A 25,803-nucleotide genomic window follows, 5' to 3' on the forward strand; every position below is an offset into this window, starting at 1 on the left:
AGGCTCCGGACCTGAGCTGTGATCAGCTCGGCACTGCGCGTGCACGTGCATCTGCCCATGCAGCTGCCAGTGAACACAGCTATGATCCGGTGCAGTTGACATCTGCACTATCGGGGGCTTCCTGTGGACCACGCGTACAACGGGATGGCAGCTGCAGAACTCGACGGAGTGACCTGGCAGAAGAGCAGACACAGCAACTCGCAAGGTTCCTGTGTGGAGTTCGCGAAGCTGCCGGGCGGTGCCGTCGCCGTGCGCAACTCGCGCTTCCCGGACGGACCGGCGCTCGTCTACACGCCGGCCGAGATCGAAGCGCTGCTGCTGGGTGTCAAGGACGGCGAGTTCGACCACCTCATCGCCTGAGGAACAGCGCACTGATCAAGCCGTTCACGTGCACTGGCCGGGACCGATCGCAGCGATCGGTCCCGGCCAGTCGTCCTATTTCGCCCGGTCGTGCCCGGTGTTCGCGCTCCTGTTCGCGCCCCTAGTCGTGGAGCATGAACAGCGCCCACACCACCTTGCCGGTCAGCCGTCCCGCGAGCGGGTGCCAGCCCCAGCTGTCGCTGTAGGAGTCCACGAGGAACAGCCCGCGCCCCGACTCCAGGTCGGAGTTCTCCTCCGTGTGCTCCGGTGTGAACGACCCGCCCGGGCGGTCCTCGCTCGGGTCCCGTACGGCGCACACCAGCCGGGTGCTCCACCGCATCAGGTGCAGGCGTACCGCGGCCTCCGGCTCGCCCGCCACCACGGCCCGGGGGCGGGTGTCCTCGGGCAGGGCGTGGCGCAGCGCGTTGGTGACGAGTTCGGAGACCACCAGGGCCACGTCGTCGAAGCGCTCGTCCAGGCCCCATTGGGACAGCGTCGAACGGGTGAAGGAGCGCGCCCCGCGCACCGCCTCGAAGCGGGCGGGCAGGGCGCAGGAAGCGGACCCGGAGACAGCCGTGGGGTCGACCGGGGGAAGCCCCTGCCGTAACGGCTCGAGCATGGTCGATCCATTCGTCCCCATGCGAGGCACTCCCGGGATTCGAAAGAACTGCGGGGCACGCAGGTGCGCGGCACCATCGTTCCGAATGCCGAAGCCGGATGCAAGGGCAGATGCACGTGCACGCGCCGGACCTGTCCCCTCCCGTGATGGTTCTTGCTCATTTCTTCCTACGCATACTTACGGACTTCTTTTGCGGCAGCCGGGATTCCGTTACAGAACGAGTACGGGCCGATGCGTTTTGGTGGCAGACTTCGGCCCCTGGGGCACGGGGGTCCCAGCGACGCACACCACCGCGCAGACCACGCGCAGACATTGCGATGGGGAGGGCAGGACTAGTGACCGCAGAAGCCAGCGGTTCCGTGGTGCGCCGCATCCTCCTGGGCTCGCAGCTCAGGCGACTCCGAGAATCCCGCGGCATCACCCGTGAGGCGGCCGGCTACTCGATCCGCGCATCCGAATCGAAGATCAGCCGCTTGGAGTTGGGAAGGGTGAGCTTCAAGGCCAGAGACGTAGAGGACCTCCTGACGCTCTACGGGGTCACGGACGGCGCCGAGCGCGAGTCCCTGCTGGGACTCGTCCGCGAGGCCAACGCGGCCGGCTGGTGGCACAGTTACGGCGACGTGCTGCCCGGGTGGTTCCAGACGTACATCGGTCTGGAGGGGGCGGCCTCGCTCATCCGGATCTACGAAGTCCAGTTCGTGCACGGCCTCTTGCAGACCGAGGCCTACGCCCAGGCCGTCGTCAGCCGCGGCATGCCCGGCGCCTCCAAGGCCGAGATCGACCGCCGCGTCGCGCTGCGCCTGGAGCGCCAGAAGGTCCTGGTCTCCGAGAACGCCACGGTCTTCCACGCCGTCCTCGACGAGGCCGCCCTGCGCCGCCCCTACGGCGACCGCGACGTCATGCGCGGCCAGCTGGAGCACCTCATCGAGGTCTCCCAGCGCCCCAACGTCCAGCTCCAGGTGATGCCCTTCTCCTTCGGCGGCCACGCGGGCGAGAGCGGAGCCTTCACCCTGCTGCGCTTCCCCGAGTCCGACCTCCAGGACATCGTCTATCTGGAACAGCTGACCAGCGCCCTCTACCTGGACAAGGACGAGGAAGTGGGGCAGTACGAAAGGGCCATGGAACGGCTCCAGGCCGACTGCCCGGACCCCGACAGCACGCGGGATCTTCTCCGCGGACTTCTCCAACTGTCTTGATTCGCACGTAGTATGACGTCTGATCAGTGCATGATGACCGATCGGTCTCCGGTGCAGCGCACGGGTGCGCGCTCGCAGTAAGGGATGGCATGTCCATATTCACCGACGTGGCCCACCAGTACATAGACGGCGAATGGCTGGCCGGCACCGGTTCGTGGGACATCATCGACGTCAACCCGTACAACGGGGAGAAGCTCGCGGCCATCACCGTGGCCACCGTCGAGCAGGTCGACCAGGCCTACCGCGGCGCCGAGCGCGCCCAGAGAGACTGGGCGGCCACCAGCCCCTATGCCAGACGCGCGGTCCTGGAGCGCGCCCTGCGGGTGACCGAGCAGCGCGAGAAGGAGATCATCGAGGCGATGATCGACGAGCTCGGCGGGACCCGTCCCAAGGCCGAGTACGAGGTCTACCTCGCCAAGGAGTTCCTCCGCGAGTCGATCCAGCTGGCCATCCGCCCCGAGGGCCGGATCGTGGCCTCGCCCGTCGAGGGCAAGGAGAACCGGATCCAGCGCCTCCCGGTCGGCGTCGTCACCGTGATCAGCCCGTTCAACTTCCCCTTCCTGGTCACCCTGAAGTCGGTCGCCCCGGCCCTCGCGCTGGGCAACGCCGTGGTGATCAAGCCGAACCAGAACGCGCCCGTGGTCGGCGGCGGGGTCATCGCCAAGATCTTCGAGGAGGCGGGGCTGCCCGCCGGGCTCCTCAACGTGCTGGTCACCGACATAGCGGAGATAGGCGACGCGCTCCTGACGCACCCCGTCCCCAAGGTCATCTCCTTCGCCGGCTCCGACCGGGTCGGCCGGCACGTCGGCGCCGTCGCCGCCCGGCACTTCAAGCGCACGGTCCTGGAGCTCAGCGGCAACAGCGCCCTCGTCGTCCTCGACGACGCCGATGTCGACTACGCGGTGGACGCCGCGGTGTTCAGCCGCTTCGTCTACCAGGGCCAGGTCTGCATGGCCGCCAACCGCATCCTGGTCGACGCCGCGGTCGCCGACGAGTTCACCGCGAAGTTCACCGCCCGCGTGCGCGGCCTCAAGACCGGCGACCCGCGCGAGGCCGACACCCACATCGGCCCGCTGATCAACTCCTTCCAGGCCGACGCCCTGACCGCCCTCGTCGACCAGGCGGTGGCGGACGGGGCCCAGGCCCTCGTCCACGGGTCTACGCGCGGCAACCTGGTGGAGCCGAGCGTGCTGACCGGCATCCCCGAGGACTCCCCCCTGCTGGGCCAGGAGATCTTCGGCCCGGTGGCGCTGCTGGTGGTCTTCGACGGCGAGGAGGAGGCCGTACGACTGGCCAACGCGACCCCGTACGGGCTCAGCGGGGCCGTCCACACCCGGGACGTCGAGCGCGGCGTCCGCTTCGCCCAGCGGATCGAGACCGGCATGATCCACGTCAACGACTCCACCATCGGGGACGAGCCGCTGGCCGCCTTCGGCGGGGAGAAGGCGTCGGGACTGGGCCGACTGAACGGCGAGGCGACCGTCGAGGCCTTCACCACCCAGAAGTGGATCTCGGTCCAGCACGGCCGCAGCACCTTCCCCTTCTGACCCACGGGCACCTCACCCCCCACAGGTCCCTCACCCCTAGACTCGACCGGGACAGCGGCAGGCAGCGTTCCGGGGGAGACCTGAGTTGAGCAACATTCCGGAGACGGGGCGCACGCCCCGGGTCCAGAACCGCCTCGTCATCATCCAGGTGGTCGTCTTCTCGCTGCTGCTCACCCTCGGCGGCCGCCTCTGGTACCTCCAGATACGCAACGGCCAGGAGTACACGGACGAGGCGAAGAACAACCACGTCCAGCAGGTGGTCCAGCCCGCCGTGCGCGGCTCGATCCTGGACGCCCGCGGGGTCCCGCTCGCCGACAACGAGACCCGCATGGTCGTCTCGGCCAGCCGCACCGACCTCACGAAGATGAAGGACCGGGGCAAGGACGTCCTGACCCGGCTCGCCGGCGTCCTGGGCCTGAACCCCGAGGACGTGGTCAACAGTGTCCGCCTGTGCGACGCCAAGACCCCCAAGCCCTGCTGGAACGGCTCCCCGTACCAGCCGATCCCCATCACCCACGAGGCGACCACCGACCAGGTGCTGGAGATAAGGGAGCACGCCGAGCAGTTCCCGGGCATCACCGCCGAGCCGACCGCCCTGCGCCGCTACGCGGGGCCCGACGGGGCGAACACCTCGCAGGTGCTCGGTTACCTCTCCCCGGTCACCGACGCGGAGATCACCAAGGCCAAGAAGACCGACTCCCCGTACCTGCGCTCCGACCAGGTGGGCCGCTCGGGCCTGGAGCGCACGTACGACAAGGAGCTGCGCGGCAAGGCGGGCATCACCCGCTACGAGGTGGACAACCTCGGGCGGGTCATCGGGCAGGCCCAGGCCGACAAGCCCACGCCCGGCGCGAACATCGTGACCTCGATCGACTCGCGCGTGCAGGCGGTGGCCGAGCGCGAGCTCAACAACGCGATGGTCGAGGCCCGCAAGACGTACGACAAGAACACGCACAAGAACTACGAGGCCGACTCCGGCGCGGTCGTGGTCATGGAGGCCAAGACCGGCCGGATCGTCGCCATGGCCTCCAACCCGACCTACGACCCGAACGCGTGGGTCGGCGGCATCTCCGCCAAGGACTACGCCGCGCTCACCGACAAGGAATCCAACTACCCGCTGCTCAACCGGGCGATCCAGGGCCAGGCCGCCCCCGGCTCGATCTTCAAGGTCGTCTCGTCCACGGCCGCGGTCAACGCCGGCTACCCCTTCAACGGCCGGTACGGCTGCCCCAGCTCCTACTCGGTCGGCAGCCAGACCTTCACCAACTTCGAGTCCCAGGGCTACGGCGACATCACCATCGGCCGCGCCCTGGAGGTCTCCTGCGACACCGTCTACTACGCGATCGCCGACAAGGAGTGGAAGAAGGACGGCGGGATCAACCCGAAGAAGGAGCCGAGCGACTGGTTCTTCAAGACGGCCCACCAGTTCGGCCTGGGCAAGCCCACCGGCGTCGACCTCCCCAACGAGGTGGCCGGGCGCGTCCCCGACCGCCAGTGGAAGAAGGACTTCTTCGAGGCGAACAAGGCCGCCTGGTGCCGCGACGGCAAGAAGGACGGCAGCTTCGCCGAGAAGATCGCCTACGAGAACTGCCGTCAGGGCAACCAGCTGCGCGAGGGCGACGCGATCAACTACTCGATCGGGCAGGGCGACACCCTCGTCACGCCGATCCAGATGGCCTCGATCTACGCCGCCATCGCCAACGGCGGCACCCTCCACCAGCCTGGCATCGGCAAGGCGATCGTCAGTGCCGACGGCACCTCGGTGAAGGAGATCGCGCCGAAGGAGCAGGGCCGGCTGCCGATGGACGAGAAGCTGCGCGACGACATCGACGGCGCGCTCGCCTCCGTGGCCACGACGGGCAGCGCCGCATGGCGGTTCGGCGGCTGGCCGCAGAAGCAGATCCCGATGCACGCGAAGACGGGCACCGCGGAGGTCCAGGGCAAGCAGACCACCTCGTGGTTCGCCTCCTACACCGAGGACTACGCGATCGTGATGACGATCTCCCAGGGCGGTACGGGCTCGGGCGCCTCGGGTCCGGCGGTCCGCAAGATCTACGAGGCGATGTACGGGCTGGACGAGAAGGGCAACCAGGACCTGACCAAGGCGCTGCTGCCCAAGCCCCAGACGGCCCTGCCGGCGATCCGGCCGGACGGCGTCGTCCACTAGCTAGGGGCGATCAGGGCGGCAGGAGGTCGACGAAGGACGTCGGCAAGAGATCGGGATTTAGGACAGGATCTGACCGCAAGGCTCAGTAGCGTGGTTCTTGTCAGCAGGAAGAACCGGAAGAACCACGGAAAAGGCGGTTGGTCATGGCTCACCTCTCCGAAGAGATCCCGGGCGACGAGCGCGGCACCCTCCTGCTCTTCGTCGAATCCCAGCGCACGGCGATCCGCGAAGCGCTGGCCGGACTGACCGAGGAGCAGGCGGCGAGCCGTCCCAGCGCCAGCGAGCTGTCGCTCTCGGGGCTGCTCAAGCACGTGGCGGAGGTCGAGCTGGGCTGGCTGCGCATGGCGCAGCAGCGGCCCAACGAGATCCAGCGCACCGCCGAGACCTGGGGCGAGGCCTTCCGCCTCGTCGACGGCGAGAGCGTCGCGTCCGTCCAGGCCTTCTGGGAAGGGGTCACGGCGGAGCTGACGAGCTTCGTGCAGGAGCTGCCCAGCCTCGACGAGACCTTCCCCCTGCCGCCGGCGCCCTGGTTCCCCGAGAACGGCAAGGTCTCGATGCGCTGGATGCTGCTGCACCTGGTGGAGGAGTTCGCGCGGCACGCGGGCCACGCGGACGTCATCCGGGAGTCCCTGGACGGCACCAAGGCCATGGGATAGCGCCGCCCTCCCGCGCAGGACTTGCACCTCACGTGGCGTGAGGACCCAGAGTGAAGGGCGTACCCAAACCGAGGAGCGGAAACGATGGGCTACTCCGTGGGACAGGTCGCCGGATTCGCCGGGGTCACGGTGCGCACCCTGCACCATTACGACGAGATCGGCCTGCTCTCCCCGAGCAACCGCAGCACCGCAGGTCACCGGCGTTACGACGACGCCGACCTCGACCGGCTGCAGCGGATCCTGTTCTACCGGGAGCTCGGCTTCCCGCTCGAAGAGGTCGCGGTCCTGCTGGACGATCCGGACACGAACCCGAGGGAGCACCTGCGCCGGCAGCACGCCCTCCTGTCCGACCGGATCGCCCGGCTCCAGCAGATGGCCGAGGCCGTGGAGCACGCCATGGAGGCACAGAGGATGGGCATCAATCTCACGCCCGAGGAGAAGTTCGAGGTCTTCGGGGACTTCGACCCCGACCAGTACGCGGACGAGGCGTACCGGCGCTGGGGCGACACGGACGCGTACAAGGAGTCCGCGCGCCGGACGGCGGGTTACACGAAGGAGGACTGGAAGCGCTTCCAGGACGAGGCGGACGGCATCAACCGCCGGTTCGTCGCGCTGATGGAGGCCGGTGCGGCCGCGGACTCCGGCGAGGCCATGGACCTGGCCGAGGAGCACCGCGGCTGGATCGACCGCAACTGCTACACCTGCTCGCACGAGATGCACACCTGCCTGGGTGAGATGTACGTCGCGGACGAGCGGTTCACGGCCTACTACGACGCGATGCGCCCCGGCCTTGCGGTGTTCGTGCGGGACGCGATCGTCGCCAACGCGGTCCGCGCTGCGTAGCTGCGTCCCACCCGCACCGCACCTGTGAAACGGCCCTCTCCCGGCACCTGGAACCGGGCGGGGGCCGTGTGCGTTGATAATTGAGACCGCCCTCTCGTCCGCCGCACCGCCGACACCCGCGGACGTCCCCCGATCCAGGAGAGCCCGGAACTCGTGTACACCCTTGCGCTCGCCCCTGAGTGGCTGTCCCCGGACTATCTGATCTCGCACTACGGCCTGATCGGCATCCTGGTCATCGTCTTCGCGGAGTCGGGGCTGTTCGCCTTCCTGCCCGGCGACTCGCTGCTGTTCACGGCGGGCCTGCTGGTGGCGAACGGTGAGTACATCAAGCAGCCGCTGTGGCTGGTGTGCACCCTGATCGCGGCCGCCGCGGTCATCGGCGACCAGGTCGGCTACATGATCGGCAAGTTCTTCGGGCCGAAGATCTTCAACCGGCCGAAGTCGAAGCTCTTCAAGCGGGAGAACCTGGACAAGGCGCACGAGTTCATGGACAAGCACGGCCCGAAGGCCATCGTGCTCGCCCGCTTCGTCCCGATCGTCCGCACCTTCGCCCCGATGGTCGCGGGCGCCGGCTCCATGAAATACCGCACCTTCCTGACGTACAACGTCATCGGCGGAATCGCCTGGGGTGCGGGGCTGACGGTCGCGGGCTACTGGCTCGGCCAGATCACGTTCATCAAGGAGAACGTCGAGGTGATCCTCGTCCTGATCGTCCTCCTCTCCCTCATCCCCGTGATCTTCGAGGTGCTGAAGGCCCGCAGGGAGGGCAGGGCCGCCGCGGCCGGCGGCCCGCCCGTGGGCGAGCGCCGCCGCCACGCCAAGCGCTGACGGTCTGCCGCGCAGGACGCGGCCCGCGCCCCGGGACTCCGCCGGAGTCCCGGGGCGTACGTGTCTCAGAAGCCGCGGGTCCGCTTCGCCGCACGGCGCTTGGCGGCGGTCGCGGCCCCCGGGATCCGCATGAACAGCCGCGAGGTCTCCGAACCGAGGTTGACGCCGATCGCGATGGCGAGCGCGATGGCAGCGGCGTTCGTCAGCGAGCCGAGACCCCGGTTGAGCTCGTTCTCGGCGATGAGCAGCAGCCCGTAGTACGTCGCCGAGCCGGGCAGCAGCGGTCCGATCGCGGCGGTCACGTACGGCAGGGCGGACGCGAAGCGGTAGCGGGAGAAGAGCTGCCCGAACAGGCCGACGAGGCCGGCGGCGACGGCGGTGGAGGGCACGGGCGGGATGCCGCCGGCGTAGTGGAGGGCCCCGAAGGTCACCCAGGCCACCCCGCCGTTGAGCGTCACGATCCACACGGTGGAACGTTCCTGCTGGAGCAGGATCGCGAACGTGAACACCAGCACCATCGAGGCCGCGATCTGGATCAGCGGCCGCTGGGTGATCTGGATGGCCTCCTCCGGCTTGGGCGCGGCGCCCAGCTGGAGCCCGAGATACAGCACGGCCAGGACGCCCATGATGATGCCGATGAAGAGGTACATGACCTCCAGCAACCGGGCCGAGGCGGTGATGTAGAAGCCGGTCAGGCCGTCCTGCACGGCGGCGACCAGGGCCCGCCCGGGCAGCAGCGCGAACAGCCCGCCGGTGATCACCGCGGAGGCGAGCACGTCCATGTCGGCCAGTTTCAGGGCCACGCCGATCGCGGCGGGCGGCATCGCCGCGACGACGAACTGGTAGAACTCCGGCAGCCCGCGGCCGGCGCAGAGCCAGGCGAGCCGGTCGCCGAGCATCGCCCCGATCGCGGCCGCGAAGAAGACGACCACGCCACCGCCGACCAGGGTGGAGGCGGCCCCGGCGAGCAGCCCGGCGGCGGTCGTCAGCACCCAGGTGGGGTAGGGGTGGCGGTTGCGGCGGATCTCCGCCAGGCGCCGGTAGGCCTCCTCCAGGGAGATGTCGATCTCGGGGGCGCTGATGTCGTCCACCAGCCGGAAGACCGCCGCCAGGCGCGTGTAGTCCGTGCCGCGGCGCCGGACGGTCCGGCTCGCCGTGACCGGGTCGTCCACCAGGGAGGGCTGGTGAGTGATCGACAGCAGGGTGAAGGTGACGGTGGGCTCGCAGCGGTCCAGCCCGTACGAATGGGCCACCGCGAACATCGCGGCCTCCACGTCTTCGGCCCCCTCACCGCCCGCGAGCAGCAGCTCGCCGATGCGCAGGGTCAGGTCGAGCACACGGCCGACGGCGGGCCCGGACTCGCTGTGCTTGTGCACGTGCTCGGGGACGGGCCGGACGTCGACCGGCATGCGCAGCATGGTGCGCATGCGGTCCTGCCAGGGGGACTCGGGCATGCGCGAGACGGGGAACCCGTGCGCGGGGGTGTAGGCGGGCGGGGAGTGCTGGGCGCTGTAGGTGGCCGGCGGCGCGAAGGCCGAGCCCTCGGGGGCGGGGGCCGGCGCCTCGAAACCGCCGGGCATGGAGAACTCCGAGGTCGGATGGTCGTCCTCCGGGGCCTCCGGCTCCATCCCGGGCGGCGGGGTGAAGGCGCTGTGCGCCTCGTCCGATGTCGGCTTCCGGTCTTCCGGCCCGAATCCCTCGGCCTCCGTCACGCGCCCTCCAGTCCGCCCAGCCCGGGTATCAGTATGCGGAACGCCCTCATCCGCCGCGAAGCGGGCCGGTCCCGGAAACGCCGACGGGCGGCACCCCCTGCACGAGGGGGTGCCGCCCGCGGTGTCACGGGGCGGCGGGAGGTCCCGCCTGCCGGTCGCCCGGCGGAGCCCATGGGCTCAGTGGTGGCCGCCCTGCGCCTCAAGGCGCTTGTACGAGGCCTCGATCTCGGCCTCGGCCTCGGCGCGGCCCACCCAGTTGGCACCCTCGACCGACTTGCCCGGCTCCAGGTCCTTGTAGACCTCGAAGAAGTGCTGGATCTCCAGGCGGTCGAACTCCGACACGTGGTGGATGTCGCGCAGGTGCTCCACGCGCGGGTCGGACGCCGGCACGCACAGCAGCTTGTCGTCGCCGCCCGCCTCGTCCGTCATGCGGAACATGCCGATCGCGCGGCACTTGATCAGGCAGCCCGGGAAGGTCGGCTCGTCCAGGATGACCAGCGCGTCCAGCGGGTCGCCGTCCTCGCCGAGGGTGTTCTCGACGAAGCCGTAGTCGGCCGGGTAGCTGGTGGAGGTGAACAGGCGACGGTCCAGACGGATCCGGCCGGTCTCGTGGTCCACCTCGTACTTGTTCCGCGAACCCTTGGGGATCTCGATGGTGACGTCGAACTCCACGTCCTGCTCCTCCATGATCAGCTTCATTGCTTCGAGACTGCGTTGATTCACCTGCGTGCGCGTCCGTCCCAGCCCTGCCGGGTGGGGTGCCATGCTCGCGGCAAGACGCAGTGGTTAAGTGTCCCTCACGCATGTGTGTGATCGCGAAAGGGGCTGGTCCGAGGTGCCATTGGTCAAGACGTGGCAGCTCATCGCGGGTTCGGCCGTCGCCGGCCTCGCCCTGTCGGTGGCAGCGGTGACCGCCGCCGGTCCTTGGGACTCCGGCCAGCGTAAGGCCGAGCGGGACAGGGCCGCCTCCTGGAGCCTCACGGGTGGCGCAGATCACGGCACCGGGCCGCTCCCGCAGGCCGCGCCGAGCGCTCCCGGGGTGCTCGGAGGGATCGGCCCCGGCGCCCCCCGGAAGGCCGCCGCGGCCGATTCCGGGTCCCTCGCGCAGACCCTGGCCCCGCTGCTGTCCGATCCCGCGCTCGGCACCCTGCGGACCGCCTCCGTGATCGACATCGCCACCGGCCAGGTGCTGTACGAGTCCGGCTCGCGCGAGCCGATGACCCCGGCCTCCACGATCAAGATCGCCACCGCGGCCGCCGCCCTGACCGCGCTCGGCCCCGAGCACCGGATCCGCACCGTCGTCGCCCCCGGCACCGCCCCCGGGCAGATCGTCCTGGTCGGCGGCGGCGACCCCTCCCTCACCGCCCGCAAGAAGAGCCCCGCCGGATCCGGGGGCAGCCTCCTCGCCCTGGCCGCCGACACGGCCCAGGCCCTCAAGGCCGCCGGGACCGACACGGTGGTCCTCGGCTACGACGACTCCCTCTACACCGGCCCCGCCCGCCATCCGATCGGCGTCAACCCGAACATCGCGCCGGTCAGCGCCCTGGCGGCCGACGAAGGCCGCATCGACGACTCCACCTCCGGACCGGTCGACCGGGTCGAGGACCCCGCCATGGAGGCCGCCCGCGCCTTCGCCGCCCTCCTGGGGGAACGCGGCATCAAGGTCGGCGGCGAACCCGCTCGGGCCAGACCCGCCGCCGGGGCCCCGCCGCTCGCCACCACCCTCTCCGCCCCGCTCTCGGGCCTCGTCGAGCGGATGCTGACCAACAGCGACAACGACATCGCCGAGGCGCTGGCCCGGCAGACCGCCCTCGCCTCGGGGCAGCCCGCCGACTTCGAAGGCGCCGAGAAGGCCGTCACCGACCGCCTCGCCGCCCTCGGCATCGACGTCTCCGGGTCCCGCTTCGCCGACGGCAGCGGCCTCAACCGCGCGGACAGGATCACCACCGGCCTGCTGGCCGCCCTCCTCGCCAAGGCCGCCGACCCGCAGCGGCCGGAGCTGCGGCCGGTGCTCACCGGGCTGCCCGTCGCCGGTTTCACCGGGACCCTGCGCAGCCGCAACGCCGGCACCTCCCCGGCCGCCGGCCTGGTCCGCGCCAAGACGGGCACCCTGACCGGGGTGAACTCACTCGCCGGGACGGTGGTCGACCCCTCCGGGCGACTGCTCGCCTTCGCGTTCCTGACGGCGAACGCCCCCGACGGGGCCGCCGCGGAGAAGGGCCTCGACAAGCTGGCCGCCGCCGTGGCGCGCGCTTCGTAGATTCGCAGGGGATCCGCACCGGCCCCGGTCCACGTACGGTTGACGCATGACGAGCATCGGTGGTGCCGAGATGGTCGACTGGAACCTCGCGGTGGCGACCGCGACCCGGCTGGTCCGGCCGGGCCCGGAGGTCAGCCGGGACGAGGCCCGGGCCGTGGTGGCGGAACTGCGCAGGCATGCCAGGACCTCCGAGCGCCACGTCCGCGAGTTCACGCGGATGATGCCCGAGGGCGTCGCCGTCCCCGACACCCCCGTGCTGGTCGTCGACCGCGCGGGCTGGGTCAAGGCCAATGTCGCCGGCTTCCGGGAGCTCCTCGGACCCCTGCTCGGCCGGATGCAGGACCGCCGGTCGAACTCCCCCGGCGGCGCCGTCTTCGGAGCGGTCGGCGGCAAGGTCACCGGCGTCGAGCTGGGCATGCTGCTGAGCTTCCTGGCCTCCCGCGTGCTCGGCCAGTACGAGACTTTCGCACCCGCCGGCGGCGACCTGCCGGGCTCCGCCGCGGGCGGCGGCCGGCTGCTGCTCGTCGCCCCCAACATCGTGCAGGTCGAGCGCGAGCTGGACGTGCGCCCGCACGACTTCCGGCTGTGGGTCTGCCTGCACGAGGAGACGCACCGTACGCAGTTCAGCGCCGTCCCGTGGCTGCGCGACCACCTCGAAGGCGAGATCCAGACCTTCCTCGGCGCCACCGAGATGGACCCGGCGACCATCCTGGAGCGGCTGCGCGAGGCCGCCCAGTCCTTCGTCGGGGGCCGCCCCGACACCGAGCACGGCGACGAGGGCCGCTCGCTGGTCGACCTCATCCAGACCCCCGAGCAGCGCGAGGTGCTCGGCCGGCTCACCGCCGTCATGTCCCTGCTGGAGGGCCACGCCGACTTCGTCATGGACGGGGTCGGCCCCGAGGTGGTGCCCTCCGTCACCGAGATCCGCGAGAAGTTCCAGCAGCGCCGGGCCAGCGGCGCGGGCCGCCTGGACGCAGCCCTGCGCAAACTGCTGGGCCTGGACGCCAAGCTGCGCCAGTACCGCGACGGCGAGCGCTTCGTCCGCGCCGTCGTCGGACAGGTGGGCATGGACGGCTTCAACCGGGTGTGGACCTCTCCGAACACGCTGCCGACGAAGGCCGAGATCGCCAGCCCGGCCGACTGGGTGGCCCGCGTCCACCGCAAGGGGAGCGAACAGAGCGAAGGGGAGTGACTCAGGGGGCGTAAACATGTCTCACTGGGGGAAGCAGCGTCACCCGTCCGAGGGACCGTGGGGCGTGGAACGCCGTGCGATGCTCAGGGAACCGCTCGGTTCTGTCACCATCGACGCACTCTGAGTGACAACTCCCTCCCGCGGGGGCGCGCCCGCGCGGGAGGGCAACCGGCACACCCCGAGCACCACACCCCAACGCCTTCGAGGCATCCGACTCCACCGAAGGGCACCGGACATGGGTCCCCATCCTGCGGTCGCGGCGATACGCCTGGCGGTCCGCCGCGTACTCCACGACGTCCTCACCGACCTCACCGACCTCCCCGACCTCGCCGCGCGGACCGCGGGAGGCGAGCCGCCGCTCGTGCTCGTCGCCTGCTCGGGCGGCGCCGACTCCATGGCGCTCGCCTCCGCGCTCGCCTTCGAGGCCCCCAAGCTCGGGATCAGGGCCGGCGGCGTCACCGTCGACCACGGGCTCCAGGCCGGCTCCGACCTGCGCGCCGCCGAGGTCGTCACCCGCATGACCGCACTCCGCCTGGACCCGGTGGAGTCCGTCGCCGTGCGCGTCGGCCGCGACGGCGGACCCGAGGCCGCCGCCCGCGACGCCCGCTACGCCGCCCTGGACGAGGCCGCCGACCGGCTGGGCGCCGCGTCCGTGCTGCTCGGCCACACCCGGGACGATCAAGCCGAAACCGTCCTGCTGGGTCTCGCCCGCGGTTCCGGCATCCGCTCGCTCTCCGGCATGGCGGAAGTGTCGGGCGGTCCCGGCCGCTCCCACCGCTACCGCCGGCCCTTCCTGCAGATCGACCGGCAGACCGCCCGCAAGGCCTGCATGGTCCAGTCGCTGCCCGTCTGGGACGACCCGCACAACATGGACCCCGCCTACACCCGCTCCCGGCTGCGCCACGAGGGACTGCCCGCCCTTGAGAAGGCGCTCGGCAAGGGAGTCGTCGAGGCCTTGGCCCGCACCGCCCAGCTCTCCCGCGACGACGCCGACGCCCTGGACGCCTGGGCCGCCGAGGCCGAGGCGGGCGTACGGGACGCGGACGGCCGGCTGGAGTGCGCCAAGCTGTACGCCCTGCCCCCGGCCGTCCGCCGCCGCGTGCTGCGCAGGGCCGTGGTCGCGGCCGGTTCCCCCGCAGGCTCCCTCTTCGCCCGCCACATCGAGGAAGTCGACCGGCTCATCACCGGATGGCGGGGTCAGGGCGCCATCAACCTGCCCGGACGGGTCGAGGCCCAGCGGCAGGGTGGCAGACTTGTCATCCGGCAGGGCTGATTGGTGCTGAGACACGGCTGAGTCCTCCGGGGGCACCCCCCGGAGCCCCGGCCGACAACGAAAGTGATGCGGGTGGACGAGAAGGACATGGGCAACGACCTCCAGTCGGTGCTCATCACCAAGGAAGAGATCGACGCGAAGCTGGCCGAGCTGGCCGCGAAGATCGACGCGGAGTACGCGGGCAAGGACCTGCTCATCGTCGGCGTCCTCAAGGGCGCGGTGATGGTGATGGCGGACCTGGCGCGCGCCTTGTCCACCCCGCTCACGATGGACTGGATGGCGGTGTCCTCGTACGGCGCCGGTACCCAGTCCTCCGGCGTGGTCCGGATCCTCAAGGACCTCGACACCGACATCAAGGACAAGCACGTCCTGATCGTCGAGGACATCATCGACTCCGGTCTGACCCTGTCCTGGCTGCTGTCGAACCTGGGCTCCCGCCAGCCGGCCTCCCTGGAGGTCGTCACGCTGCTGCGCAAGCCCGACGCCGCCAAGGTCGCCATCGACGTGAAGTGGGTCGGCTTCGACATCCCGAACGAGTTCGTCGTGGGCTACGGCCTCGACTACGCGGAGAAGTACCGCAACCTGCCCTTCGTGGGCACCCTCGCGCCCCACGTCTACGGCGGCTGACGCCCCCCGGCGCACGAGGGCCCCGGCCGGGGCCCTCGACCGGGAACCCTGGAGCGATTCCCGCCGTTGGAGCAGGGGAAAGCAGTTCTGTCAGCCGTCCCACGGGGCCGCGGGTGACAATACAGGGGTACATTCCGAAGAACAGTCTTTACTCACAGCAGCATTTACCTACGGGCAGGAGGGACGGGGCGCCCGGCGCCCCGTATGGATGGACGTGAAGCGATACTTCCGTGGGCCGGTCATGTGGATCGTGCTGGCCGTCCTCGCCGTGGTCGTGTTGATGAATGTCGTCGGCTCCAGCGGCGGCTACAAGACGGTGGACACCAGCGAGGTCATCAAGGCGATCAACAGTGGCCAGGTGCAGAGCGCCGAGCTCACCACCGGCGACAGTCAGATGATCAAGGTCGAGCTGAAGAAGGACCAGAAGCTCACCGACAACTCCGGCTCGAAGTTCCAGGCCAACTACATCGGGGACCAGGGCGTCCAGCTCGCCCAGAACCTCCAGACCAAGTACGAAGCCGGCCAGATCCCGGACGGCTACAAGGTCGCGCCGGACAAGACCAGCCCGTTCCTGAGCGTGCTGCTCTCGCTCCTGCCCTTCGTCCTCATCGTCGTCGTCTTCCTGTTCCTGATGAACCAGATGCAGGGCGGCGGCTCCCGGGTGATGAACTTCGGGAAGTCCAAGGCCAAGCTCATCACCAAGGACACCCCGAAGACGACGTTCGCCGATGTCGCGGGCTCGGACGAGGCCGTCGAGGAGCTCCACGAGATCAAGGAGTTCCTCCAGGAGCCGGCGAAGTTCCAGGCCGTCGGCGCCAAGATCCCCAAGGGCGTCCTGCTCTACGGTCCGCCCGGCACGGGCAAGACCCTGCTGGCGCGCGCCGTCGCCGGCGAGGCCGGGGTCCCCTTCTACTCGATCTCCGGTTCCGACTTCGTCGAGATGTTCGTCGGTGTCGGCGCCTCGCGTGTCCGCGACCTGTTCGAGCAGGCCAAGGCCAACGCCCCGGCGATCGTGTTCGTCGACGAGATCGACGCCGTCGGCCGGCACCGCGGTGCGGGCCTCGGCGGCGGCCACGACGAGCGTGAGCAGACCCTCAACCAGCTGCTCGTCGAGATGGACGGCTTCGACGTGAAGGGCGGCGTCATCCTGATCGCCGCCACGAACCGCCCGGACATCCTCGACCCGGCGCTGCTGCGCCCGGGCCGCTTCGACCGGCAGATCGCCGTCGACCGTCCGGACATGCAGGGCCGTCTGGAGATCCTCAAGGTCCACCAGAAGGGCAAGCCGGTCGCTCCGGACGTCGACCTGTCGGCCGTCGCCCGCCGCACCCCCGGCTTCACCGGTGCCGATCTGTCCAACGTGCTGAACGAGGCGGCCCTGCTGACCGCCCGCTCGAACCGGAAGCTGATCGACAACCACATGCTGGACGAGGCGATCGACCGCGTCGTCGCGGGCCCGCAGAAGCGGACCCGGATCATGTCGGACCGCGAGAAGAAGATCACCGCCTACCACGAGGGCGGCCACGCCCTGGTCGCGGCGGCGTCCCCGAACTCCGACCCGGTCCACAAGATCACGATCCTGTCCCGCGGCCGGGCCCTGGGCTACACCATGGTCCTGCCCGACGAGGACAAGTACTCGACCACGCGCAACGAGATGCTCGACCAGCTGGCCTACATGCTGGGCGGGCGCGCGGCCGAGGAGCTGGTCTTCCACGACCCGACCACCGGTGCGGCGAACGACATCGAGAAGGCCACGGCGACGGCCCGCGCGATGGTGACCCAGTACGGCATGACCGAGCGGCTGGGCGCGATCAAGTTCGGCGGCGACAACACGGAGCCGTTCCTGGGCCGTGAGATGTCGCACCCGCGCGACTACTCGGAAGAGGTCGCGGCGCTGGTCGACGAAGAGGTCAAGAAGCTCATCGAGACCGCGCACAACGAGGCCTGGGAGATCCTGGTCGAGAACCGCGACGTGCTCGACAACCTGGTCCTCGCGCTCCTGGAGAAGGAGACGCTGGGCAAGGAGGAGATCGCCGAGATCTTCTCGACGATCGTGAAGCGCCCGGCCCGCCCGGCGTGGACCGGTTCCGCCCACCGCACTCCGTCGACCCGTCCGCCGGTGCTCTCTCCCAAGGAGCTCCAGCTGACGAACGCGGCGAACGGCACGTCGGCGGCGAGCGCGCCGGTCGTGTCGGTGGAGAAGGAGCCCTCCTCGGAGGACCGCGCCGAGTAGCCGGCGCCGGGTCCGTCCCGGAATGGATGCCGCGCCCCCCAGGTTCTAGCCTGTGGGGGCGCGGCACTTTCATGTGCCCGCATGCGCCAGTGCACACAGGAACGAGGAAAAGATGACGGACCCAGTGACCCTGTCCGGTGACGAGGGCACGATCGGCACGTTCGACGAGAAGCGCGCCGAGGCGGCGGTCCGCGAACTCCTGATCGCGGTCGGCGAGGACCCGGACCGGGAGGGCCTCCTGGAGACCCCGGCCCGTGTGGCGCGTGCGTACCGCGAGATCCTGGCGGGCCTGTGGCAGAAGCCCGAGGACGTCCTGACGACGGTGTTCGACCTCGGACACGATGAGCTGGTCCTGGTGAAGGACATCGAAATCGTGTCCCTGTGCGAACACCACCTCCTGCCCTTCCACGGTGTCGCCCACGTCGGCTATGTCCCGGCGGAGAGCGGCAAGATCACCGGCCTGTCGAAGCTGGCCCGTCTCGTGGACGTGTTCGCCCGGCGGCCGCAGGTGCAGGAACGTCTCACGACGCAGATAGCCGACTCCCTCATGGCGATCCTGGAGGCTCGCGGAGCCATCGTCGTGATCGAGGCCGAGCACATGTGCATGTCGGTCCGCGGAATCCGCAAGCCGGGCGCCAAGACCACCACCTCCGCGGTGCGCGGCCAGCTGCGTGACCCTGCGACGCGCAGCGAGGCCATGAGCCTCATCCTCGCTCGCTAGGCAGGTTGCCGGCGCGGCCCGCCGCGGTCCCCTCTGTGTGACTTCACAGAGGGGACTGCTGTTTGCGGGCCTTGCGGGCCGGCTAGGCGCGGGCCGAGGACTGGGGGGTGGTGTCGTCGTCCTCCGGGAGTTTGAGGACGTGCTCCAGGAAGAGGGCGGCGGCGATCACGGCCGCGCCCGCCAGGACAGAGAAACCGGCGTACCAGGCCTGGTCGCGGCGGGCGGGCACCTCCAGGCCGCCGGCCCAGAGGAAGACCCCCACACCGCCGTACATGCCCGCGACGAGGGCCGCCACCAGGGCGCTGGCCTGGCCGAAGACGACGGCGCGGGCCGCCATGAGCGGCTCCACGCCCTTGGCGTCCGGACGGCGCTCGCGCTGGGCCTTCAGGCGGGAGCGCAGCGAGAGGGCCGTGGCCAGCAGGACGACCGCGATGGCGCCCAGGACGATGGGGGCGGCCAGCGGGACGCCGGGCAGCGTCCCGTACGCGCTCCACAGCCGGGCGCCGGCCCAGGACAGGACCCCGGCGACGACGAAGATCCCCGCCAGAACCGCCGGCCTCAGTTGCTTCACGTGCCCGCTCCCCGCTTCCGTCCTGTTGCCTGTCGGCAGCCGTGCCCAGGCTACTAACGACTACTCGGGCAGGCGGAGTTCCAGGTCCGGGCGCGGCGTGATGCCGGCCGGGCCGATCGCGGCCAGGAGGGCGGCCACCGGGCCGCGGCCGGGGATCCGCGCCTCCGGGTCGATGTCGTGCCACGGGGCCAGGACGAAGGCGCGCTCGTGGGCGCGGGGGTGCGGGAGGGTCAGGACCGGGTCGTCCGAGACCACGTCGGCGTACGACACGATGTCGACGTCGATGGTGCGCGGACCCCAGCGCTCGTCGCGGACGCGGTCGAAGGCCTCTTCGATGGCGTGGCCGCGCTCCAGCAGGGAGGAGGGCGGCAGGGTGGTCTTCAGGGTGATGACCGCGTTCAGGTACGCGGGCTGGGAGCCGGGCTCGACGCCCCACGGCTCGGTCTCGTAGACGGGGGAGACGCCCTTGACCCGCAGGCCGGGGGTGTCGCCGAGGGCGTCGATGGCGCCCTGGAGGGTCTCCATCCGGTTGCCGAGGTTCGCGCCGAGGGCGATCACGGCCCATTTGGGGTTGGACAGGGTCACGTCGGCCGCGTCCACCGTCTCGACGACAGAGGCGGGCACGGGCTGGACGGTGGGGTCGCTCTGGGCGTTCAGTGCGTTGTTCACACGCGGCTCCGGGTGATCGTGATGGTCACGTCGTCGAAGGGGACGGTGATGGGCGCGTCCGGCTTGTGGACGACGACTTCCACCTGTGCCACCGCTTCGTGCTTGAGGCACTGCTGGGCGATCCGCTCGGCGAGGGTCTCGATGAGGTCGACGGGCTCTCCCTGGACCACGTCGACGACCTCCTCGGCGACGACCCCGTAGTGCACGGTCTTCGCCAGGTCGTCGTCCGCCGCCGCAGGGCGGGCGTCGATGTGCAGCACGAGGTCGACGATGAAGGTCTGGCCCTCCTCGCGTTCCCGGGGGAAGACGCCGTGGTGCCCGCGAGCCTTCAGGCCGCGCAGTGCGACACGATCCACGCGAATCACTCCTGCTTTCGTAGGTGCTTCCGGTCCGGGACTCCCCGGATCCATGGGCCTACGCCGAGTGCGGTCGGCGTCGTCCGTCTTCGAATTTACCTGCGAAACAGCCCGGACCCCGCCGGAGGGTCAGGCGGAGCCCTCCTCCTCGTCCTCCTCGGACTCCGTCAGGACCGGAGAACCGTGGTGGGACCACAGCCGCCAGCCCCCGGATGTGCGTCGGAACACATTCGTGGCGACGACGAGCTGGCCGACGAGCGGACCGAGCTCCCCGCCGTCCTCGGCGGGTCCGCCGCTGAGGATGTTCTCGGTGCACGTCACCAGCGCGGTGTCGCCTATGACGGCGACCTTGGTGTCGGTGAGGAAGAACTGGATGTAGTCGGTGTGCGACATGATCAGCGCGTAGGAGCGCAGGACCTCGCCGCGGCCCGAGAGCACCGGCCAGCCGGGGTGCACGCAGGAGATCTCGTCGTCGAGCCAGAGCGCCGACAGCATGTCGAAGTCCCCCCGCTCCATGGCCTCGTAGAAGGCCGTGTTGGTCTCTTCGACCGCTTCGACGTCGGTACGGCTCACCGTTCCCCTTCCCACGCTGTACGGGTCCCACCCGAGGGCCGGATGGGCTGGATCACAGAGCCCCTTCCACGGCGCGGGCCACCCGAACCGCGTCGGCGGTCGCCCGTACCTCGTGGACCCGTACGGCCCAGGCGCCCTGGTGGGCGGCGATGGCGGAGACGGCGGCGGTGGCGGCGTCGCGTTCCCGGGCGGGCGGGGGCGGAGCGTCGGCGGCGCCGGCCAGGACCCGGCCGAGGAATCGTTTACGCGAGGCGGCGACCAGCAGCGGGAAGCCGAGGGCGCGCAGCTCGGGGAGGTGGGCGACCAGGGCGAGGTCGTGCTCGGCGTTCTTCGCGAAGCCGAGTCCGGGGTCGACGAGGAGCCGCTCGGGGGCGATGCCGCCGGCGACGACCGCGTCGATGCGGGCGCGGAGCTCGGCGGTGACCTCCGCGAGGACGTCCCCGTACACGGCGAGGCTGTTCATGTCCTGGCTGAAGCCGCGCCAGTGCATCACCACGAAGGGCACCTCGGCGGCGGCGACCGCCGGGATCATGCCGGGGTCGGCGAGGCCGCCGCTGACGTCGTTGACCAGCGCGGCCCCGGCAGCCACGGCCCGGGCGGCGACCGAGGCGCGCATGGTGTCGACGGAGACGGTGATGCCCTCGGAGGCGAGGCCGCGGACCACGGGGACGACCCGGCGCAGCTCCTCCTCCTCGTCGACGCGGGTGGCGCCGGGGCGGGTGGACTCGCCGCCGACGTCGACGAGGTCGGCGCCTTGGGCGACGAGGTCGAGGCCGCGCTTGACGGCGGCGGTGGTGTCGAACCAGCGGCCGCCGTCGGAGAAGGAGTCGGGGGTGACGTTCACGACGCCCATGACCCCGCAGCGGTCCCATTCCGGCAGCCCTGCGACCCGGCCCCGTCCGGCGGCCCCGTGCATCGTGTTCATGGTCCCAGGGTAGGGCCGCCGTACGGCCCGGGCCGTACGCGGGTGACCGGCCCCCGACCCCCGCCCCGCCCGGTCCCGGCCACGCCCCGGCCCTGCCCGCGGCGGGACGGGCCGGGTCCGGGGCGGGAACGCCGGAGCCCGGCGCCCCGGGACGGCGGGGGCCGGGCTCCGGAGCGCCGGGCGGCTCGGCCGGGACCCGCCCGGCCGGACACTCCTTACGCGGCCTGGACCTCGCGCTCCGCCTGGGCCGGGACCGTGGCGGTCAGGTGGGTATGGGCGCAGGTGCGCACCGGCTTGGGCCGGCGGCGGGCGGCGAACAGCCGCGGCAGCGCCAGGGTCACGAAGCCCTCGGCCTGCATCGCGGCGAAGCCGATGCGGGGCAGGTCGCGGGTCTGCCGGAAGACGACGAAGCGGGGCTCCCAGCGGGGGCGGAACTTCGCGTTGAACTTGTACAGCGACTCGATCTGGAACCAGCGGGACAGGAACACCAGCAGGCTGCGCCACATCCGCAGCACCGGCCCGGCGCCGATCTTCTCGCCGCGGGCGAGCGCGGAGCGGAACATCGCGAAGTTCAGCGAGACCCGCTCGATGCCCAGCGACGGCGCAGCCTCCAGAGAGGCGACGATCAGCAGTTCGTTCATACCGGGGTCGGCGGCGCGGTCGCGGCGCATCAGCTCCAGCGACATGCCGTCCTTGCCCCAGGGGACGAAGTGCTGGATCGCCTTGAGGTCACCGAAGGGGCTGGTGTCGCCCTCCTCCACGCGGTGGGCGGTGGCGATGAAGCAGTCGCCGTCGCCCGGATCGCCGACCCGGCCGAGCGCCATGGAGAAGCCGCGCTCGGTGTCGGTGCCGCGCCAGGCCTCGGCGGCGCCGCGCACCTGCTCCAGCTCCTCCTCCGTCAGCTCGCTGACGCGGCGGACCTTGGTGGTGTAGCCGTTGCGCTCGATGCGCTTCACCATCTGACGGACATTGCGCATGGGCCGGCCGGAGAGGGAGAAGTCTTTGACATCGACAATCGCCTCGTCACCGAGCTCCAGGGCGTCCAGACCGGTCTCGCGGGTCCAGACCTCGCCGCCGGTCTCGCTGCATCCCATGACCGCCGGGGTCCAGGAGTGGGCCTTGGCCTCCTCCATGAAGCGCTCGATGGCGCCCGGCCAGGCCTCGACGTCGCCGATCGGGTCGCCGGAGGCGAGCATCACGCCGGAGACGACGCGGTAGGTGACGGCGGCCTTGCCGCTGGGGGAGAAGACGACGGCCTTGTCGCGGCGCAGCGCGAAGTGGCCGAGCGAGTCGCGCCCGCCGTGCTTGGCGAGCAGCTCCCGCAGCCTGAGCTCGTCGTCGGAGGTGAGCCGGGCGGCCGGGTGTTCGGGGCGGAAGGCCAGGTAGATGGTGGTGAGCGCGGTCAGCATGCCGAGGGCGCCCAGGGAGTAGCCCACCGTCCACGAGACCCGGCCCGCGTAGTCGACCGGTCCCTCGAAGCCGAACAGGCCGTACACGACGTGGCTGATCTGCTCGTAAATACCCGGATGGCCGACGACACGGCCCGGGTGCGAGTTGACGATGACCAGGCCGAGGCCGATGGAGCCGGCGCCCATCAGCACGAAGTTGGCGAGTGCCTTCCAGCGGCTGCGCGGGTCCGGAAGTGCCTTGAACTCACCCTGGTGACGCACGAGCAGCCCGAGGAGCACCGCCGCGATGACGACCCCGATGACGGAGTGCCGGTACGTGAACTGCGCCACCGCGCCTGCCGGCAGCAGGACCACGGCGGCCCGCCAGGCCCGCCGCTTGCGGCGCTTGAGGCCGTGGGCCAGCAGCAGGAGCAGTACGCCCGCGCTGAGGGCGAGCGCTGCCGCGAAGGGGCCCAGCGAGCCGGGCAGGACTTCGGTCACCGCGTGGATCCGGCTGTGCCGGAAGCGCGGGAAGACTCCCGCGGCGATGTCCAGAAGGCCGACGATCGTTACGGCCGTACCCACCAGGCCGGGCACCGACTCCGGTCGGGGACCACGGAGGATTCGGCGGGCCCGCTTCGGAACCTGTCCCGACTTATCGCCATCTATCCTGCTAGACATCGCTTCCCGTTGCTCCGCGAGAGATCATGTGGCCGAAGGCCGCGACAGCCTCCGGGGTGTGGTGCGTCCACTAGGACGACATCGAGGCCGAGCGGGTTCACTCTTCCGTCGAGAAAAACTAGTCCTGCCATCAGAAAGTCGACTGACTGCTCATGGGTCTCACCAGTAATACGGTTCTGGCGCTGGCCATCGTCGCCGGTGTGCTGCTGTTCGCAGCCACGGTGTGGTTCTGGCCCCGGCTCTCGGGCCGCACCTGGCGTGCGCTGCTCGGCCGGATCGGCCTCCTGCTCGCGACCCAGCTGGCGCTGTTCTCCGCGGTCGGTCTGGCGGCGAACAAGTCGTTCTCCTTCTACGGCTCATGGGCCGACTTGTTCGGCCAGCAGACATCGGTCGGCAAGGTCGTCGACCACTCGCTGTCCAGCAAGGACATCAAGGTCGTCGACAAGCAGAAGCTCGACGTGCCGGGCGGTGCCCAGCCCCAGGTGGGCGGACAGATCCTGAAGGTTGCCATAACCGGCCAGAAGTCGAAAATAACGAGCCCCGGGTACGTGTGGCTGCCGCCGGAGTACTTCCAGCCGCAGCACAAGGACAAGAACTTCCCGGCCTCCATCGTGCTGACCGGCTACCCGGGCACCGCCGAGAACCTGATCAAAGGGCTGAACTACCCGATGACGGCCTTCAAGCAGGCCAAGGCGGGCAAGATGAAGCCGATGATCCTGGTCATGCTGCGCCCGACCGTCGCGCCGCCGCGTGACACCGAGTGCGTGGACATACCGGGTGGGCCGCAGACCGAGACCTTCTTCGCCCAGGACCTGCCGCAGGCCATCCAGGACACCTTCCGGGTCGGCAAGAAGCCCCAGAACCTGGCCTTCATCGGCAACTCCACGGGCGGCTACTGCGCCCTGAAGATCGCCGCGCACTACCCGCAGACCTTCGGCGCGGGGGTGGGCCTGTCCGCGTACTACGACGCTGCGAACGACGCGACGACGGGCAACCTGTTCCAGGGTGACGACAAGCTGAAGAAGCGCGCGGACGTCCTCTACAGCATGGAGCACAAGAAGCCGGCCGGTACGTCCTTCCTCGTGACGAGCAGCCAGACCGGTGAGCCGAACCTGGAGGACACCCAGAAGTTCATCAAGCTGGTCAAGGGACCGGACCGGGTCTCCTCGATCATCCTCGACAGCGGCGGCCACAACTTCAACACCTGGCGCCGCGAGATCCCGCCGATGCTGGTGTGGCTGAGCAACCGCATCCAGGCCTGACCCGAGGCGGGACGGCCCGCCAGGAATGACCGTGACCGGCCCGACCAGGCCGGTCACACGTCGTTCCGGGGCCGCCGGCCGCCGGCCGGGCCGCCGGCCGCTGCCCGGTGCCTTCCGGGCCTGCCCGCCTCAGGCGTCCTGCACATGGGCCCGGCGCAGCGCCCGGTGCACGCCCTCCGGGGTCAGGACGCCGACCAGCGCGCCCGAGTCGGGGTCGGTGACCCCGATCCGGCCCGAGTCCTCCTGCAGCAGCGCCGCCAGGGCCTCGCGCAGCGTCGCGCCCAGCTGGACCGAGGCGGCCGGGGCACCGGGGGCGGCCGGGGCGCCCGGGGCGCGGTCGTCGGGCCGCGCCAGGTCGGCGGCCTCGACGGGGGTGACCGCGAGCCGCTTGAGCCCGCGGTCCGCGCCGACGAAGGAGGCCACGTACGGGGTGGCCGGCGCGCCCAGCACCGCGGCCGGGCGGGCGAACTGCTCGATGGTGCCTTCTCCGTAGACGGCGATGCGGTCGCCGAGCCGGATGGCCTCCTCCAGGTCGTGCGTGACCAGCAGGATCGTCTTGCGCACCGTCTTCTGGAGCGCGAGGAACTCGTTCTGGAGGCGTTCGCGCACCACCGGGTCCACCGCGCCGAACGGCTCGTCCATCAGGAGCACCGGCGGATCGGCGGCGAGCGCGCGCGCCACCCCGACGCGCTGGCGCTGCCCGCCGGACAACTGCTCGGGGTAGCGGTTGCCGTACACCGCCGGGTCGAGGCCCACCAACTCCAGGAGCTCGGCCGCCCGGGCGCGGGCCTTCGCCTTCGGGGTGCCGATGAGCTGCGGCACGGTCGCAGTGTTCTCCAGCACCGTCTTGTGCGGGAACAGCCCGACCTGCTGGATGACGTACCCGATCCTGCGGCGCAGCTCGACCGGATCGGCGCCGGAGACGTCCTCGCCGCCGAGCAGGATCCGGCCGGAGGTCGGCTCGATCAGGCGGTTGACCATCTTCATGGTGGTGGTCTTGCCGCAGCCGGACGGGCCCACCAGGGTGACCAGCTCGCCCTGCGCGACCTCGAAGGACAGGTCCTCGACGGCCGTGGTCCCGTCGGGGTACCGCTTGGTCACGTGCTCGAATCGGATCACACGGCCATCCTTCCCTACCGGCACA

22 protein-coding genes and 2 pseudogenes are annotated in these 25,803 nt (G+C 70.5%); 14 read left to right on the top strand and 10 right to left on the bottom strand.

What is annotated here, in order from left to right:
* The first annotated feature begins 144 nt into the window (after positions 1-144).
* Positions 145-360, top strand: coding sequence for a DUF397 domain-containing protein (locus tag AB0B01_RS01835; RefSeq protein WP_051696354.1), 216 nt, complete (start codon positions 145-147; stop codon positions 358-360).
* A gap of 121 nt (positions 361-481) precedes the next feature.
* Here AB0B01_RS01835 and AB0B01_RS01840 read toward each other — a convergent pair whose 3' ends face one another.
* Positions 482-979, bottom strand: a complete 498-nt coding sequence (locus AB0B01_RS01840; protein ID WP_361711978.1) for an ATP-binding protein — start codon at positions 977-979, stop codon at positions 482-484.
* 317 nt (positions 980-1,296) lie between these two features.
* Between AB0B01_RS01840 and AB0B01_RS01845 the strand changes: the two genes are divergently transcribed.
* From AB0B01_RS01845 to AB0B01_RS01870, 6 genes and pseudogenes are all read left to right on the top strand, one after another.
* Positions 1,297-2,175: a helix-turn-helix transcriptional regulator gene (locus tag AB0B01_RS01845; RefSeq protein ID WP_361711980.1), complete on the top strand. Its 879-nt coding sequence runs from the start codon at positions 1,297-1,299 to the stop codon at positions 2,173-2,175.
* Positions 2,176-2,264: 89 nt separating this feature from the next.
* A complete protein-coding gene (locus tag AB0B01_RS01850) occupies positions 2,265-3,722 on the top strand; it encodes an aldehyde dehydrogenase family protein (protein ID WP_361711982.1) in 1,458 nt (485 codons plus the stop codon).
* Positions 3,723-3,807: 85 nt separating this feature from the next.
* Positions 3,808-5,883: pseudogene (mrdA, locus tag AB0B01_RS01855) on the top strand (penicillin-binding protein 2); the annotation flags it as partial.
* 149 nt (positions 5,884-6,032) lie between these two features.
* Positions 6,033-6,545 carry a DinB family protein gene (locus AB0B01_RS01860; RefSeq protein ID WP_361711984.1) on the top strand — a complete coding sequence of 171 codons (513 nt, stop codon included), beginning with the start codon at positions 6,033-6,035 and terminating at the stop codon, positions 6,543-6,545.
* Between the two features lie 84 nt (positions 6,546-6,629).
* A complete protein-coding gene (locus tag AB0B01_RS01865; protein ID WP_361711986.1) occupies positions 6,630-7,388 on the top strand; it encodes a MerR family transcriptional regulator in 759 nt (252 codons plus the stop codon).
* A 153-nt stretch (positions 7,389-7,541) separates the two neighbouring features.
* Positions 7,542-8,180 (top strand): annotated as a pseudogene (locus tag AB0B01_RS01870) (VTT domain-containing protein); the annotation flags it as partial.
* Between the two features lie 101 nt (positions 8,181-8,281).
* Here the strand turns inward: AB0B01_RS01870 and AB0B01_RS01875 are convergent.
* Both AB0B01_RS01875 and AB0B01_RS01880 read right to left on the bottom strand, forming a co-directional pair.
* Positions 8,282-9,928 (bottom strand): threonine/serine exporter family protein, encoded by a 1,647-nt coding sequence (locus AB0B01_RS01875; RefSeq protein ID WP_361711988.1) that lies wholly within the window; start codon positions 9,926-9,928, stop codon positions 8,282-8,284.
* Between the two features lie 177 nt (positions 9,929-10,105).
* Positions 10,106-10,600 carry an inorganic diphosphatase gene (locus AB0B01_RS01880; RefSeq protein ID WP_030031597.1) on the bottom strand — a complete coding sequence of 165 codons (495 nt, stop codon included), beginning with the start codon at positions 10,598-10,600 and terminating at the stop codon, positions 10,106-10,108.
* A gap of 163 nt (positions 10,601-10,763) precedes the next feature.
* On the opposite strand from AB0B01_RS01880, the gene dacB reads away from it, so the two are divergent.
* The 6 genes from dacB (at position 10,764) to folE (ending at position 18,234) form a co-directional block, all read left to right on the top strand.
* Positions 10,764-12,188, top strand: a complete 1,425-nt coding sequence (dacB, locus tag AB0B01_RS01885; protein WP_361711990.1) for a D-alanyl-D-alanine carboxypeptidase/D-alanyl-D-alanine-endopeptidase — start codon at positions 10,764-10,766, stop codon at positions 12,186-12,188.
* A 46-nt stretch (positions 12,189-12,234) separates the two neighbouring features.
* Positions 12,235-13,380 (top strand): zinc-dependent metalloprotease, encoded by a 1,146-nt coding sequence (locus AB0B01_RS01890; protein WP_361711992.1) that lies wholly within the window; start codon positions 12,235-12,237, stop codon positions 13,378-13,380.
* A 235-nt stretch (positions 13,381-13,615) separates the two neighbouring features.
* Positions 13,616-14,653 (top strand): tRNA lysidine(34) synthetase TilS, encoded by a 1,038-nt coding sequence (gene tilS, locus AB0B01_RS01895; RefSeq protein WP_361711994.1) that lies wholly within the window; start codon positions 13,616-13,618, stop codon positions 14,651-14,653.
* A 66-nt stretch (positions 14,654-14,719) separates the two neighbouring features.
* Positions 14,720-15,280: a hypoxanthine phosphoribosyltransferase gene (hpt, locus tag AB0B01_RS01900; RefSeq protein ID WP_243339812.1), complete on the top strand. Its 561-nt coding sequence runs from the start codon at positions 14,720-14,722 to the stop codon at positions 15,278-15,280.
* A 208-nt stretch (positions 15,281-15,488) separates the two neighbouring features.
* Positions 15,489-17,513, top strand: coding sequence for an ATP-dependent zinc metalloprotease FtsH (gene ftsH / locus AB0B01_RS01905; RefSeq protein ID WP_361711996.1), 2,025 nt, complete (start codon positions 15,489-15,491; stop codon positions 17,511-17,513).
* A gap of 112 nt (positions 17,514-17,625) precedes the next feature.
* Positions 17,626-18,234: a GTP cyclohydrolase I FolE gene (folE, locus tag AB0B01_RS01910; RefSeq protein ID WP_361711998.1), complete on the top strand. Its 609-nt coding sequence runs from the start codon at positions 17,626-17,628 to the stop codon at positions 18,232-18,234.
* Positions 18,235-18,316: 82 nt separating this feature from the next.
* Here the strand turns inward: folE and AB0B01_RS01915 are convergent, their stop codons facing one another.
* The 6 genes from AB0B01_RS01915 to AB0B01_RS01940 all read right to left on the bottom strand — a co-directional run bounded on the left by AB0B01_RS01915 (position 18,317) and on the right by AB0B01_RS01940 (position 23,397).
* Positions 18,317-18,805, bottom strand: coding sequence for a DUF3180 domain-containing protein (locus AB0B01_RS01915; protein ID WP_361712000.1), 489 nt, complete (start codon positions 18,803-18,805; stop codon positions 18,317-18,319).
* A 60-nt stretch (positions 18,806-18,865) separates the two neighbouring features.
* Positions 18,866-19,474 carry a 2-amino-4-hydroxy-6-hydroxymethyldihydropteridine diphosphokinase gene (gene folK / locus AB0B01_RS01920; RefSeq protein WP_361712002.1) on the bottom strand — a complete coding sequence of 203 codons (609 nt, stop codon included), beginning with the start codon at positions 19,472-19,474 and terminating at the stop codon, positions 18,866-18,868.
* A complete protein-coding gene (gene folB / locus AB0B01_RS01925) occupies positions 19,471-19,830 on the bottom strand; it encodes a dihydroneopterin aldolase (protein WP_356846612.1) in 360 nt (119 codons plus the stop codon). The genes folK and folB overlap by 4 nt, the downstream gene beginning before the upstream one ends.
* Positions 19,831-19,959: 129 nt before the next feature.
* Positions 19,960-20,403 carry a nuclear transport factor 2 family protein gene (locus AB0B01_RS01930; RefSeq protein ID WP_361712004.1) on the bottom strand — a complete coding sequence of 148 codons (444 nt, stop codon included), beginning with the start codon at positions 20,401-20,403 and terminating at the stop codon, positions 19,960-19,962.
* A 52-nt stretch (positions 20,404-20,455) separates the two neighbouring features.
* Entirely contained in the window at positions 20,456-21,319 is an 864-nt protein-coding gene (gene folP, locus AB0B01_RS01935) for a dihydropteroate synthase (RefSeq protein WP_361712056.1), read from the bottom strand.
* Between the two features lie 224 nt (positions 21,320-21,543).
* Complete coding sequence (locus AB0B01_RS01940) at positions 21,544-23,397, bottom strand: phosphatidylglycerol lysyltransferase domain-containing protein (RefSeq protein WP_361712006.1); 1,854 nt, start codon at positions 23,395-23,397, stop codon at positions 21,544-21,546.
* A gap of 152 nt (positions 23,398-23,549) precedes the next feature.
* Here AB0B01_RS01940 and AB0B01_RS01945 point away from each other — a divergent pair, with 152 nt between their 5' ends.
* On the top strand, positions 23,550-24,659 hold the full coding sequence (locus tag AB0B01_RS01945) for an alpha/beta hydrolase-fold protein (protein WP_361712008.1): 1,110 nt from the start codon (positions 23,550-23,552) through the stop codon (positions 24,657-24,659).
* Positions 24,660-24,788: 129 nt separating this feature from the next.
* Here AB0B01_RS01945 and AB0B01_RS01950 read toward each other — a convergent pair whose 3' ends face one another.
* Positions 24,789-25,778: an ATP-binding cassette domain-containing protein gene (locus AB0B01_RS01950; RefSeq protein WP_361712010.1), complete on the bottom strand. Its 990-nt coding sequence runs from the start codon at positions 25,776-25,778 to the stop codon at positions 24,789-24,791.
* Positions 25,779-25,803: the final 25 nt, after the last annotated feature.

Origin of the sequence: Streptomyces sp. NPDC044571 (assembly GCF_040647115.1) — a bacterium.
Lineage (GTDB): Bacteria > Actinomycetota > Actinomycetes > Streptomycetales > Streptomycetaceae > Streptomyces.